The following is a 14,317-nucleotide window of genomic DNA, read 5'->3' on the forward strand; positions in this document are numbered from 1 at the left end:
TATTTTTGTTTAATCTTGATGAACCGCAAATTCTATTTCGGCGCGCGCTTTATTCGTATCTTGCTTACTCGGGTAAGCTAAAATGCGTTGACTGTAGTGTTCGGGTACGCCAGCCTCAAGTGCGCCTCGGTATACATGCTGCACGTACCAATCATAAGGTAGCAGTGTGTCGTCATGTGTGTTTGCTATATAGCAGTGCACATTAATATCATCGTCATCTAAAAGGCTCACGGTTAAATCAACACAGTCGTAATTAGGGCCTTCAATTTTATCTAAGATCTCTTTTTCGGCCTCATTAAGCTGATACACCACCCCATATACAACTGCATCGGGTTCGTTGGTGGGCACAATAGTGCATTTACCTGAACCATCAGCAAAGGCCATATTAAAAGTTAACTTATAGCCTTTTAAAAGCGCCGTACCCACACGTTTTGCGTTAGGTAAACGTGCCAATAAACGATTAGATGACATATTGGAGCCAAACGAAAAATTATATAACGCCATACTATTCCTTAGGGTCTATCAAATAACAACTCGCACAGCCAGTGCGATTAAAATAATGCCAATGCCACGATCGAACCAATAGCCACTTTGTTGAAAAAAGTTTCGCACCCGTGCTTTTGATAACAATAGCGACAAAATAGAAAACCAAGCCCAGGTAGCAAGCGCCATATAAACACCATACCCCACTTGCACTATTACCGGTGTCGTTGGGCTAATCACCAAGGTAAACAACGACATAAAAAATAGCGTAGCCTTAGGATTTAATGCATTGGTAAAAAAACCACGCCGAAACGCACGCCATGATGACTCAGGTGCAAGGCTGGGTTTTGCAGTCTGTTCTGATGAGGTGTTTGAAGGTTTAGCAGCGCGTAGCGCCTGCACACCTAAATACGCTAAATAAGCACCAGCTATATATTTAAGTGCCATAAACAGCGAAGGCGATTGAGTTAACACCAACGCGACTCCCAACACACAATAAGCTATGTGTAATAAAATAGCTGCGCCTACACCTGCACTGGTCCACAGCGCATTATGCCTGCCGTACTGTACGCTTTGCTTAAGTACCACAGCAAAATCTGGTCCGGGGCTGGCCACTGCAAAAAAGTGAGCAATGGCAATTAATAAAAACTCATCAATATAGATCATAATTAACTGGCTTGCTCTGGCGAAAAAGCCAACAACAATGGGTTAGCCGACTGATTAACCAACGCTTTTATTTCTTTTTGCGCTTTTTTAAATTGGCCTCTTAAATGCGGTTTTAAATGTTTTTTAGAGTGTTTATCTTGCTTAAAGTAGCTTACTAAAGCATGCATAAATACAGTATGGGTTTCACTGAGCGTGGCTTCGCGATTGGCATATGGGTTGTAACATGAGCCACAACCCCCCTTAAACTGGTACACGGTATTGCTCATCATCACCCCAAAACCTAAAAAGCACGCTAAAGCATCCGTTGCTTGAGGTAAGAACTCTTTACCACCTGGAGGTAATACGCCTACATGATGAATTAAAATAGTAGCAAGAGTACCTGCAAAGCTAGCTACTAAATCTTGTGGCTGATTAATTTGGTTGGGGTTAAACGACACATTAATTGTATGGCTTGGTGGCACCATTAAATGGCAGTGCTCACCACGTAGATGCTCACTAAATTCAAAATGTGGAAACACCTGAGGTTGTAATTGTTGCGGTGCAACAAGTGTTATAGGCCACTCATCCATACCAGCATAGTGTTTAACACGCGCAAACACTTTACTGGCCATTTCTTCAATGCTTGAAACAGAATCAGGAAAAAACTCGACCGTTGGCAAAATAATTTGGCTGTGCTTAGTAAAAAAATTCAGGTCAAAGTTTTCTGCTGCCCAAATAAAGGTATCAACTAGCCACTGTTGTTCTTGTTCTGCCAATAAGGGCTTTGATTTAAATAGGGTTAACATAAACTATTCTTGCCCCTTCGCCCATTGCCATGCTTGTGTATTGTATAAAGGCACCGTAGAAAGCGCGTGATGATGACTGCCCGTAGATTCTTTCGTTGAGTACGATAAATACAATAACGTATGGGTTTTAGCATCATAAATGCGACGAACTTTTAACGACTTAAACAAAATACTCTTAGATGATTTAAACACGACTTCACCCGACTTACTACGGTCAATAGACTGTAATTGGTCTGCGGTAATTGGCCCTGTTTGGCGACAAGCAATCGACATATCTGATGGGTCTGAAAAGTCTAAATTAGCCTCAATGTGACTAATATGACAAGTAACCCCTGTAACAATTGGGTCTTGCTGTGAGTTAACCACCACATCTTTAGTGGTAAACAGCCCTAAACTCACTGAAGCAACATCATCAGAACACCCTGTAAGCCCTGCTAAACACGCAATTAGACTACCCATTTTGAGATACTTCATAGCAAGTCCTTCGTTCATATTAAAATTAAGTTATGTCTTATACTAAACACTTTCACTGCGATAAAACAAATTTTATAAGCAATAAAAAAGGCACGCCCGAAGGAGTGCCTTTGCAAACAAATACAGCTAAAAATTATTAAAAGCTATATTGTGCACCTAGATAAACATAGCGGCCTGCACCGCCGCCGTAACGGCTATAGAAGTTCCCTCGACCACTTGGGTAAAATGCCCCTTTGTCGTCAAATACATTATTAATCCCGCCAAATACACGTAAGTCACTCTTATCAGTCAATGCCATAGTGTAAGACGCTGATAAACTATGCTTTAAAAATGAGCCGTAGTTTTGGTATGCCAGTGGCTCAGGGTTAGCAATACAACCGGCATCGCCCTCAGCACAGCGCTCATCATTTGCAGCAACATACTCAAGGTAGTCTTTCTCATCTTCTTGGCTTGCTTTAAATGCGCCTACGTAATTCGTACGCCAGCGGATACGTAAGTCATCCATTTTCCATACAATCGACATAGCGGCTTTATCTTTTGAACGGCCATAACCTGCATACTGTGAAGTAACACTGTTACCATCTAACCCTTCATAGGTTTGTGAGTTTTCAATAATGTGATTGTAATCAAGCTTAAATGACAGGTTACCATAGCTGCCTATGTCATATTTGTAAGTTGCAACTACATCGTAACCGCGCGCTGTTAACTCATCTAAGTTATATTCACGCTGTAGTATTTTTACAATGTTACCTTCGTCGTTACGGGTAATATCGTTACAGTATTCGTTATCACTACCCCATGACGCTTCTGAGTCATAACATTCACGCATGATGTTTTCGTTACTTATTTCATCAATTGCATCAACAATGGCAATGTCGTAGTAATCAACCGCTAAGTTAAAGCCATCTAAAAACTCAGGTGAAACAGTAATACCAAAGGTATAGGTATCGGCTGTTTCTTCTTTTAAGTTTGGATTACCCGTATTTGGTGAATAGTTATTGTCTTCACTTTCAAATTCAAAGTCAGGATCATCAGCCAGCTTTTGTGCCAAGGTTGGCTCTAAACGGCAGTTATCGTGCCCTGGGTTTGTTGATGCTGCCGTTAAGCCATCACAAATATCATCAAATGAATCAAAATCGCCACGAGGAGGTGACAATAGCTCTGTAATAGTTGGGGCACGCTGTGCACGCGCATAGTTAGCACGTAGCATGTATCCATCAATTGGCTGCCACAATAATCCTAACTTATAACTGGCTACGGTGCTGATATTATCAATACTGTAATTTGCTAAACGCAACGATGTTTCTGCCGATAAGCTTTTAGCAAATGGCGCATCTTTAAGCAGTGGCACTGCAAGCTCTGCAAACGCCTCATACACTTCTACTTCACCATAAAAAGAAGGCACAACGTTAAACGTAATACCGCCCGCTTTCATATCATCACTGGTATCTAGGCTTTGCGAGTCTTTACGATACTCTGCGCCAAATACTGCAGACACATTGCCTGCTGGTAATTCATATAAATCACCGGTGATATAACCCATTACCGTATACTGTTGAATCTTCGTATCAATAATTGGATTTGTACGGATCCAGTCAGCCATTTCAGGGGTAATAGACCCTTCACCAAATAAATTAAGTGGGACACATCCTTGCGCTCGCGCTTCGGCGTCTTTACATTGAATAGTGCCATCGGCTAGCTTTTCAGCTTGCAGGGCTTGGTTAACACGTACCGTGTTTAACTCGTTACTGCGGATTTGATGCTGTTTAAATTGACCATATCCGGCAGAAATATCCCAATCCCATGTATCATCAAACATCATACCTTGCAGGCCAGCCCAGGTACGAATAGTCGTACGGTCGTTATCAGTGCTGATATTACCTACTTCACCAAAACGGCGATCCCAATAAATACGGTCTTTGTATGGGTTACTGTCAATAATTTCTTGTGGCACATATGGGTTATCAATAGGAATATAACCTGGCGCAATATCATCGATAGGATCCCCTGTCACTGGGTCGTAGCGAGGTACGTAAGCCCCTTCGTATTCATCTTCTGGTGACTTATCGTTGAACGAGCCACTCTTACTGTATTGAATTTGGAAATAACTCATGATGTCGTCTGTTACATCATAATCGACTTTTATTGCAGTCGAAAAGTTATCACTCGGCACATCAAGCATGACGTATTGCTGTGAATTAATACCATAAATTTCTTCATTGCCTTTCCAATCATCACGTAGCGTTTGACCGTCGTACCAAAACTGAGTGTCGTTATTATTATTCTCTAAAAATACACCACCTAAGGTACCATCGCTTTTGCTTGCCCAATCAGCTTGTGTAATACCGCTCATACACTGATAGCCATCAGCAGTGTACATTTGATTACACATCAGCTCATCATCGTAACTATGCGCCGCTTCTATTTGCGCTCGGTCGCGATCGTAAAAGGTCATACCAAAATCACGATCCCAGTTTGAGCTAACAAATACATAACCGCGATCATCAGCAAATGACGTTCCGTAGTTTAAATCAAGCGTAAACTCGCGACCGCCACCATCTGTTGTTTCACCGCCTCGGGCTTGAAATTCAAAACCTTCTTTTTTTGACTGGGTAATAATATTAACTACACCAGCAACCGCATCAGCACCATAAGTGGCCGATGCACCACCACTGATAATTTCAACGCGCTCTACCATGCCACTAGGAATAGTATTTAAACTGACATAATTACCACCGTAACTATTAGAGACAACACGGCGGCCATCAATCAATGTCAGCGTTCTATTAGCGCCTAAATCACGAAGCTGGACTGTTGATAAACCAGTACCCGAAATGCTTGATTGGCTGGTTGTGTTACCAATACTTTGGCTCAGTGCAGGCATATTATCGATTAATACATCTGAAAGATTGCCTAAGCCTGTATCCTGAATTGATGCTCTGTCCATGGTAACCAGCGGAGTCGTAACTGAAAAGCTATCACGCTTTAAACGCGAGCCTGTTACTGTTATTTTCTCTGGTACTTCTTGTACCACTTCTTCGCTTGCTTTAGCGGTTGATTGACGAGCAATAGCCTCGTCATTTGCTATTGCATGTCCAGATAAACTCGCTGTTATAGCCAGTGCTAAAGCGCATTTTTTGGTTGATATTTTACTCACAGACTTCCCTCATTTTTTATTATCCCATTAGTAGCTTTTTTATTAACTTTTTAGTTATTAAATCTGTTTTGTACTAATTGGTTTGTTTTACTAATAACAGGTTGTAAGTAATCGTGAATAAAAGCACAATGAGAGGTGTCTCGTTTATATCCCTATTTTACATCTATTTAATATCTATTTATTTATAATCATGGACTTATATTTATTGTGTTAGAATGTTGTAAAATTGAATATTAACTAATTATCGTGTTACTTTGCATTAAACAACACGTACAAACATCGCTAATAACTCATACTAGGAAGAGGTTTAAATACACATACTATGAATACTCAACAGCCTTTTTCAATTGGAAATTGCCAAATATCGGCGTTTGAAAATAAGCTGTTTTGTGCTGATAAAGCCTGTATTTTACAACCTAAATTTATAGAGCTGCTGACCTACTTAGTAGCGTGTTATCCAAATGCGGTGAGTCGCGAACAACTAATCGAAAACGTATGGGATGGTAATCAATATGTGGGTGAGAAAGCGCTCACTAATGCCATATGGCACCTTCGTAAAAGCTTTAAAGAGCTTGACCCCGACAACACCTACATAGAAACACTGCGTAAAACAGGTTATCGCTTAGTGCAAAAACCGATAATGCCAAACGCGCAGAACAGTATTAATACATCCTCTACTCGCCCTAAATATATTTTCGCTGTAGTCATGGCTATCGTGGTCTTGTTATTCGCTGGTGTCTGGGGTTATAGCGCTTTTAGCGATGAAAATAAGCCACTTGCGCTATCGCAACAAGCAGAGCGGTTATACGATCATGTTGAAACCATTACCACCAGCCCAGGACGAGAGTTGTTCCCCGCTATATCCAGCGACAGTCATTTTTTAGCATATTCTTGGCGCCGCCCTGGTCATAAAGCTAATTTATACTTGCGTGATTTACATTTACCCGAACAAGCAGCCATCGCTCTTACCGACACCCCATTCATTGAAGGTCGAGCGGTATTTAGCCCCGACTTAACTTTTATTTATTATTATCGCCGCATCTCTGGTCAAGGCTGCGAGGTTATTCAGCAAAATATTGCCTCAGGAAATACCACGATTTTAGGGAAGTGTGGTAACAAAGCGAGTACCGATATAGACATAAATGCCCCGGGCACACAACTGGTTTATATTAGTGAAGATCAAACAAATACTCTGACTCAACTTAACCTTGTTGATTTAACCTCATCGCCATACACAGTTACTCAGATACCTTGTATTTCAGCATGCCAATATACCGATGAGTCGGTTGTATTCTCCCCAGATGCAACTCAACTTGTAGTATCGCGTAACTTACCAACGGGGCTTGAAGAACTATTTTTAATAGACATAAAAACAGGTAATGCAAAGCAACTAACCACTGGGTTCATTGATATGAGAGGCGTTGATTGGCACCCCTCTAAAGCGCAACTCGTTTTTTCTGGTGTGAAAAAAGGTAAACGCCAAGGGTACTTTTACAACCTTAAAACACAACAAATGATTAATGCCCGCATAGATGGCTTAAGCTACCCAGAATTTGCCAGTGATGGCAGTTTGTATTTTCATCAGTGGAATATAGACTCGGCTTTAATGCGTTTAGAGGTTAATAATGCGGTTGCAAGCTCTCCTTTCCCAGTATTATCGAGCCATTTTAGTACCCGCTTTCCTAATTACAATAAAACCAGAAACAAACTCGCGTTTGTCTCTAATGAGTCGGGCTCAATGGAATTGTGGACCGCAAAAAAAGACGGTACGTCTCGAAAGCAGCTCACTAATCTCAATGCCAATATTTACAACCCGGTATGGTCGCCAGATGGTGATTATATTGTTTTTGTTGCCTCGCATCCTAGTGGTCATGCGTTATACCTGTATGACTTTAATAAACAAACCAGTCGATTATTACCTACGGGCTTTAGCGATCATGGTAAACCGAGCTGGGCTGCAGATAGTAAAAGCGTATTAGTTTCTGATGATCAGCACGTGTATCGCTTAGACTTAAGCACTAATAAGCTTATACAAGCTGTAGAGGCTCCCACGCTATACGCTTATGAAAACAAGCAAGGCGCTTTAATTTTTGCCAACCAAGCAACCAATCAACTATGGATCAAAGGCCCTAAAAGCCAAACTGAGCAACTACTGGTTAGCGATATTAATTTATCAAATCATAATTCGTGGTATTTTTTTGAAGGCGATACCTTAGCGACATCACGTATTTACTATTTTAATGTAAAACAAGGTGATTACCGATTAAGTTATTACGACCTCTCAAAAAAAGATCACCATGATGTAATAAAGCTTCCTGAGCGCGCATTTAGCCGTACTTCTGGCTTAACTTATATTACGAGTGCAAACTGGCTGGTGTACTCTTCGTATAAGTCACCACAAATTGATATAAAACGTATCAACCATCAATATTTGCCATAAGGGTAACAGCTTAAACCAAATTTAAAAAATTAAGCTTCCTAGGGTTAGCGCGTACAAACCCGTTTGGTATAATTAAACAAACCAATCTTAAGAGGATACGCTAAATGCCACACATTATTATTGAACACTCAGAAGATCTGCCTTTATTGCCTCAGGTTCTAGTGGAAAAAATCCACACAACAACATTTGAAAGTGGCTTATTTGATTTAGAAACAATAAAAACTCGTGCTATTGCGTATCAACATTACCAATTAGGTGTGGGTAAAGAGGGGTTTATTCATATTGCAGTACATATTATGGCTGGGCGCTCTATTGAGCAAAAACAAAAACTAAGTGAGCAGTTACTAGCGTGCCTACAAACATATTGTAGAGCTTCTGATAGCTTAAGCGTTAATATTTACGAAATGAATCACGAGATTTATCGTAAAAATTAACCGCTGTTAAAACATCATAGTTATAGGCAAGTGCTCTATAACTATGATGGTATCCCCGCTCTGCTAATTTTTATAAAACCGCGGTTAAAGCGTAAACTTACCTAGTAAATCCCTTAAAATATTCGACTCTTTATTTAAGCCACTACAAAGCTGCTCTGACTTTTTCATATTTTCTTTGGTTTGCTCTGCCGAGTCGGAAATCATCACAATATTTTGGCTAATTTCTGAGGTTGCTAACGTTTGCTCTCTCGTTGCGGTAGCCACTGAGTTATTTAACTCGCTTAACAGTACAATTTCCTGTGAAATACCATTTAATGTATGGCCTGTTTCTTTTAATCGCTCGGCATTTTCTAAGGTGTTTTTGCTACCCAATTCAATCGCAGTTACCGTGCTTGAAGCTTTAGCATTTAACGAAGCAATCATCTCATTAATTTGCTCTGTAGACTCCGCAGTACGCTGTGCAAGCGTTCTCACTTCATCAGCAACTACTGCAAAGCCACGCCCTTGCTCGCCAGCTCTCGCCGCTTCAATTGCCGCATTTAACGCCAATAAGTTAGTTTGCTCAGAAATCCCTTTAATAACATCCAATACATGAGAAATTGATTTAATCTCTGTCGAGAGCTCTAACACTGAGGCCACAGAATTGGCCATCGATGCTTCCAGCTGCTCCATTTGTTTAATTGTGCTTTGCACAAAATCAACGCCTTTATGTGTAGTCTCTTCGGTTTTAGTAGCAATATCTGCCGCATTGCTGGCACTGCCAGAAATATCTTGAACCGTAACTTCCATCTCATTAACCGCTGCCGCCACCGTTTGTGTACTCGATGACTGTACCTCAGCTAAATTAGCCGCTCCTTGTACTTGCTCAAGTACATCTTGGGAAATACCTTTAACATGAATTGCCGACTCAGAAACCTGTTTAAACATATAATGTAACTGCTCTAAAAACAGATTAAACTTAATCGCTAAATCGGAAATTTCATTATTATCGTCAGTAGGAAGTCGCGCCGTTAAATCGCCATCTTTTTCTGTTAACGCATTCACTGCTGCAGTAATGCTTTCGATTGGCCTAAATATTTGCCCTACCAACACGCGTGCTAACGCTAAACCTACAAGCGCAATAATTACACCAAAAATGATATTAGTACTAATAGCGCTATTAATTGGGCCATATAATTGCTCTTGGGGAATTTCAGCGACTAAGTGCCAGCCTAATGAGTTTACTGGCGTACTTGAAACAACATAGTCATCACCATCAATTACTTTACTTTGAATTGCCCCATTTTTAATCGGCGCCAAGTCAACTGATTGACCTATTTTAGTTTTATCACCATGCAGCATAATCTCGCCACTACCAGAGGCCAAATAAACTATACCGCCCTCACCTATTCTATATTCGCTTATGAGATCCACCATAGAATCGAGCGAACGGCCTATTCCGGCAATTCCTTGTCGTTGCCCATCAAACTCAATGGCATAATTAATAAATACCATTACCTCAGAGCTGCCTTTATCTATGTCGAGCGCAACTTCAAATGGCCTATCCGATGCTAAAAAAAAATCAAACCAAGTATCACTGCTGTCTATTTGTCTGGAAATACCCTCATCGGTGTAATAGTTGCGGGAGTTTTTAGAAATAATAAATGCGTTACTGGCTTGGTTTTTATTTTTTATATGTTTGAGGTAATCAATAAATTTTCCACGGCTTTGCGCATCTTCATTATTATTCATCCATTGTTGAACAAATAAGTTTTGCGCTATTTCCTTGCCTACAATAATGGGTGTCGAAAGCTCCAATTCAATTTGGCTTTTCACTTCACTAAGCGCTGTAGGTAGATCTACTTTAGCTAGCTTTTCTTCTGTATTTGAGCGAATACTATTGGAAAATATTAGAGTAGATATTGCTAAAGGAGCAACAACAGCCAGAATAAGACTGAGGTATACTTTTCGTTTCAATAACATAGAGCACCTAAGAAGTAACTAAGCGAAATTTTATATACTGCACACAATTAACAGTAGCGATATTAAAGGTTATTAAGTAAAAATTTTTATAATAAAACCCCATAACACTTTAATAGTAGATTCAACTGTGTTTATTGCAATGTATTCAATAGAATTAATACAAAAATCAGTGCACTGGTAAAAATACGATAGAAATAACAAAAATGAATTTATAAACTAGGAAAATGAGTTTCTATTTACTTGAAAGGCTTTGAAAAGTGGTGGCCCCTCCCAGACTCGAACTGGGGACCTAACGATTATGAGTCGTGTGCTCTAACCAACTGAGCTAAGGGGCCATTTTTGTATAACTGTAAACAGTTAATTTTTGAAGCGTTTAGCCACAGAGCGACTAAAGCGGGTTGCAGTATAAAAAGTTTTTAGGGGCTTGTCACTAGCAAAAAGCTTTATTTTAACAATCAAGGGGCTAACTGCTCAAATAGTAGGCTTTTAGATTTATTGATGGTGACTTCGAGGAAACGAACTCATTAAATAATAGTAGTCTGAGTAACTAATACACATACCTTACGATGGCAATTAGCAACTCAGTATTAAATGTATTACTGCGATATGGCGTTATTTTTTGGCGATAATATAAATCGCATGAATTAGTCCTGGGAAATAGCCGAGCAAGGTTAGCAAAATATTTAACCAAAAGTGCATCCCTAACCCCACCTGTAAAAATACACCCAGTGGTGGTAATAAAATAGAAAAAATAATTCTGATGATATCCATAATTTAATCCTTATAATGTTAGCAAAGCAAAAAGCCCAGCAGGGCTGGGCTTTTAGTATAGTGTATTATTCTGCAATAACAGTTAATTCATCAACTACTTCGCGAACATCTTCTGCGTTTTTAGCAATTTCCATCGCTAATTGCTTTTCAGCATCAGACTCAACTGAACCTTTAAGAGTTACTACACCATTATCGGTATCAACATCAATGTCTGTACCACCTACTTCAGAATCAAATAAGTAACGCGTTGTGATAACTGTTGTGATTTTGGCATCGGTCAAATCACTTTCCGTGTCGTTACCCATCATTTTAGAATCATGCTTCTTCATGTCGGTGTTTTTTACCACAGTTAGACTGTTTTCAACGTCAGTTACACCATCTAGGCTTAGCACGAGTTCTTCAGCAAGCTCTTTATCTACGTCGCTGTTTACTTTACCTGTTAGCATTACCTTGCCGTTTTTTACGTCCGTGTTGATATCAAAGTTGTTTAGATTGGTGTTCATCAGCAGTACTGTTTCTGCCTTTCCATCAATCCAAGCATCTTTGCTTTCGTTTTCCCAACTGCTTGCTTGAGCGCCCATTGCGGTTGTTCCTAATACTAGGGCTGCAATCATAGACTTATTAAATGTTTTCATAATCGTTCTCCATTTGATTAAAGACACTTTAACTAATGCGAACATCGGGCCAATGTTTTTTACGCATTAATTTCAATGACTTAGTCAAAACAAGCCAATGCTGACTTAAACCTACAAAGTAAACATTTACAGACCATTGCGTAAAACTTTCTCGAATAGCGAAACTTACTAAATAATTGTATATTTGGTTAATCTGTCGTTAATATAATAAAAAACGAAGAAACAAAAAACATAAAGCACTGATTTTAAATAAATTAATATTTGGTATAAGGCTTGCTCTGAAATAGCCAGCAACCTTAAAAGGATAATTTAAATGTCTGTTAAAATTGAAGACCGCCCTATCGAGCAAGTTCGTGAGCAAGTAATTGATCAACTCATTTATAATTACAGCCATGGTGTCATTTCTGTAGAAGCATTTGAAAGGCGCTTAGACGATGCAATGGCAGCGAGTAACAATAACGCGCTTATGGCCCTTGTTGAAGATTTAACCTTAAATACTGATCAGCAATATAAGGCGCAAAAGCACTCGCAGTTTTCACCTAACTATGGTGCGCAGCATAAGGGGAGTGAAGAGCCACTCACATTAAGAAGCATTCTTGGCTCAAGTGAACGAAGCGGCCAATGGGTCGTTCCTCAAAAAATTTATATAGAAAACTACATGGGGTCAATCAATCTTGATTTTACGGATGCTATTTTTACCCACCAACATGTCACTATTCACGTTAATTGTTACCTCGGCAGCGAAGAAATATATGTACCTGAGCACGTTAATGTAGTTTCTAAAATGTTTTGTATTTTAGGCAGTTTTGAAAATAAAACAGTTTCACTCAATAAACGCCAAGGGCCAACGATTCAAATTGAAGGAAAAACTGTTTTAGGCTCTGTGGAAGTTAAAGTTAAACGCACTATTAAAGAAAAATTTATTAGCTTTGCAAATGATCTGAAAACTCAACTTGGCATGAATGGTAAACATTATTAAATATGCTAAACATTTAATGAAGCCAAAATTGTTGGCTTCATTCATATTATAAGTCGTTATTTCGCTCACTAGGTACATCACTCATGTACTCTACAAACTCAACCTCAAACCCTGCGGGATCAATATAATAAATGTTCTTTCTAAATGGATTTACAGCGCCTTGCTTACTTATTTCAAAGCCCGCATGCTTTAGGCGCGCTATTACTGCATTTAAGTTATTGGTTATATAAGCAAAGTGTGCCAAACCAATTTGATGCCCTGATAAGTCACGGTTTTTCCCTTCACCGTGATCACTTATAGCAATATATTGATCGTTATCACCAAAATGTACCCAGCGCCTTGCTTTACCATACCAGGTTCCTTCTCCCTCACTTCTAATTGACCAATAGGGAAACGCTGCTTGGTAAAACTTAAGCATGGCGTTTATATCACTGACAACTAAATTTACGTGTTCTAATTTCATAATTTTCTTCCTGTTAATTGAATATAGAACATCATAAAACCTCAAGCTCACTTTAGGTAAAGCGCTAATTTACAAATTTATTGCTTGTTTTTATTTCAATAAATATATCGAAAGATCATAGCTGTACAAAAAACACTCATAAGTATTTAGGCTTTATGGTTTACTTTATGGCAAAAACCGCTAAAATACGCCGGCTTAAATATATAAACGTTCTTTTACAACCCAAAGGTAATACCATGCATCCAATGTTAAACATTGCGGTTCGCGCTGCGCGTAACGCAGGCAAACTTATTCTTCGTGCAAGTGAAGACTTATCAAAAGTTGAAGTGCAACAAAAAGGCACCAATGATTTAGTTACTAACATTGATAAAGAAGCCGAAGCCGTAATTCGTGACACTATTTTACGTTCTTACCCTGATCACTGCATAGTTGGTGAAGAGTTAGGCGAACACAAAGGTAAGGATGCTGATTACCAATGGATTGTTGACCCACTTGATGGCACAACTAACTTCATCAAGGGTATCCCTCATTTCGCAGTATCTATTGCACTTAAAGTTAAAGGTCGTTTAGACCAAGCCGTAATTTACGATCCAATTCGTGGCGAGCTTTTCACTGCTTCTCGCGGTCAAGGCGCACAGTTAAACAGCAAACGTTTACGTGTATCTAAAACTGTTGAACTTGCTGGTTCTGTTCTTGCTACAGGCTTTCCTTTCAAACAAAAGCATCACTTAGATGCATACTCTGAAGCGTTTAAAGCGTTATTTGTTCACACGGCTGATATTCGTCGTGCAGGCTCTGCTTCGCTAGATATGGCGTATGTTGCAGCAGGTCGTGTTGATGGCTTCTTTGAAATTGGTTTAAAACCTTGGGATACAGCAGCAGGCGAGCTATTAGTTAAAGAAGCTGGCGGCATGATTGTTGATTTTGCTGGCGGTAATAACTACAACGTGAGCGGTAACGTAATCTGTGGTGCACCTAAGCTAACACAGGCGATTGTTCGCGAAATGCGCCCAGTATTATCTGAGTCGTTATTACGTTAATCGTAATTACGTACTAAAAAAAGGAGCC

13 protein-coding genes and 1 tRNA gene are annotated in these 14,317 nt (G+C 39.6%); 4 read left to right on the forward strand and 10 right to left on the reverse strand.

Annotated features, from left to right (window positions below; genetic code table 11):
• Positions 1–9 precede the first annotated feature (9 nt).
• From FLM47_RS13590 to FLM47_RS13610, 5 genes are all read right to left on the reverse strand, one after another.
• On the reverse strand, positions 10–504 hold the full coding sequence (locus FLM47_RS13590; RefSeq protein WP_075169889.1) for a gamma-glutamylcyclotransferase family protein: 495 nt from the start codon (positions 502–504) through the stop codon (positions 10–12).
• Between the two features lie 18 nt (positions 505–522).
• The gene (locus FLM47_RS13595; RefSeq protein WP_178956644.1) at positions 523–1,149 is read right to left on the reverse strand and encodes a LysE family translocator; all 627 of its coding nucleotides are present in this window, start codon (positions 1,147–1,149) and stop codon (positions 523–525) included.
• A gap of 2 nt (positions 1,150–1,151) precedes the next feature.
• Positions 1,152–1,934 (reverse strand): hypothetical protein, encoded by a 783-nt coding sequence (locus tag FLM47_RS13600; RefSeq protein WP_055012408.1) that lies wholly within the window; start codon positions 1,932–1,934, stop codon positions 1,152–1,154.
• Positions 1,935–1,937: 3 nt separating this feature from the next.
• Positions 1,938–2,408 (reverse strand): CreA family protein, encoded by a 471-nt coding sequence (locus tag FLM47_RS13605; RefSeq protein ID WP_178956645.1) that lies wholly within the window; start codon positions 2,406–2,408, stop codon positions 1,938–1,940.
• A 136-nt stretch (positions 2,409–2,544) separates the two neighbouring features.
• Positions 2,545–5,565: a TonB-dependent receptor domain-containing protein gene (locus FLM47_RS13610; protein WP_178956646.1), complete on the reverse strand. Its 3,021-nt coding sequence runs from the start codon at positions 5,563–5,565 to the stop codon at positions 2,545–2,547.
• A gap of 322 nt (positions 5,566–5,887) precedes the next feature.
• On the opposite strand from FLM47_RS13610, the gene FLM47_RS13615 reads away from it, so the two are divergent.
• On the forward strand, positions 5,888–8,005 hold the full coding sequence (locus tag FLM47_RS13615; protein ID WP_178956647.1) for a winged helix-turn-helix domain-containing protein: 2,118 nt from the start codon (positions 5,888–5,890) through the stop codon (positions 8,003–8,005).
• 104 nt (positions 8,006–8,109) lie between these two features.
• Positions 8,110–8,439: a 5-carboxymethyl-2-hydroxymuconate Delta-isomerase gene (locus FLM47_RS13620; protein WP_008114843.1), complete on the forward strand. Its 330-nt coding sequence runs from the start codon at positions 8,110–8,112 to the stop codon at positions 8,437–8,439.
• A gap of 84 nt (positions 8,440–8,523) precedes the next feature.
• Here FLM47_RS13620 and FLM47_RS13625 read toward each other — a convergent pair whose 3' ends face one another.
• The 4 genes from FLM47_RS13625 to FLM47_RS13640 all read right to left on the reverse strand — a co-directional run bounded on the left by FLM47_RS13625 (position 8,524) and on the right by FLM47_RS13640 (position 11,807).
• Positions 8,524–10,401, reverse strand: coding sequence for a methyl-accepting chemotaxis protein (locus FLM47_RS13625; RefSeq protein ID WP_178956648.1), 1,878 nt, complete (start codon positions 10,399–10,401; stop codon positions 8,524–8,526).
• 258 nt (positions 10,402–10,659) lie between these two features.
• Positions 10,660–10,736, reverse strand: a tRNA-Ile gene (locus FLM47_RS13630).
• Between the two features lie 277 nt (positions 10,737–11,013).
• A complete protein-coding gene (locus FLM47_RS13635; RefSeq protein WP_008466367.1) occupies positions 11,014–11,172 on the reverse strand; it encodes a YqaE/Pmp3 family membrane protein in 159 nt (52 codons plus the stop codon).
• A 65-nt stretch (positions 11,173–11,237) separates the two neighbouring features.
• The gene (locus tag FLM47_RS13640) at positions 11,238–11,807 is read right to left on the reverse strand and encodes a BON domain-containing protein (RefSeq protein ID WP_138606577.1); all 570 of its coding nucleotides are present in this window, start codon (positions 11,805–11,807) and stop codon (positions 11,238–11,240) included.
• 313 nt (positions 11,808–12,120) lie between these two features.
• On the opposite strand from FLM47_RS13640, the gene FLM47_RS13645 reads away from it, so the two are divergent.
• Positions 12,121–12,786, forward strand: coding sequence for a LiaF domain-containing protein (locus FLM47_RS13645; protein WP_178956649.1), 666 nt, complete (start codon positions 12,121–12,123; stop codon positions 12,784–12,786).
• A 46-nt stretch (positions 12,787–12,832) separates the two neighbouring features.
• Here the strand turns inward: FLM47_RS13645 and FLM47_RS13650 are convergent, their stop codons facing one another.
• Positions 12,833–13,249 (reverse strand): VOC family protein, encoded by a 417-nt coding sequence (locus tag FLM47_RS13650; protein ID WP_178956650.1) that lies wholly within the window; start codon positions 13,247–13,249, stop codon positions 12,833–12,835.
• 236 nt (positions 13,250–13,485) lie between these two features.
• On the opposite strand from FLM47_RS13650, the gene suhB reads away from it, so the two are divergent.
• On the forward strand, positions 13,486–14,289 hold the full coding sequence (suhB, locus tag FLM47_RS13655; protein ID WP_054202669.1) for an inositol-1-monophosphatase: 804 nt from the start codon (positions 13,486–13,488) through the stop codon (positions 14,287–14,289).
• The last annotated feature ends 28 nt before the right edge of the window (positions 14,290–14,317 follow it).

Source organism: Pseudoalteromonas sp. Scap06, assembly GCF_013394165.1.
Lineage (GTDB): Bacteria > Pseudomonadota > Gammaproteobacteria > Enterobacterales > Alteromonadaceae > Pseudoalteromonas.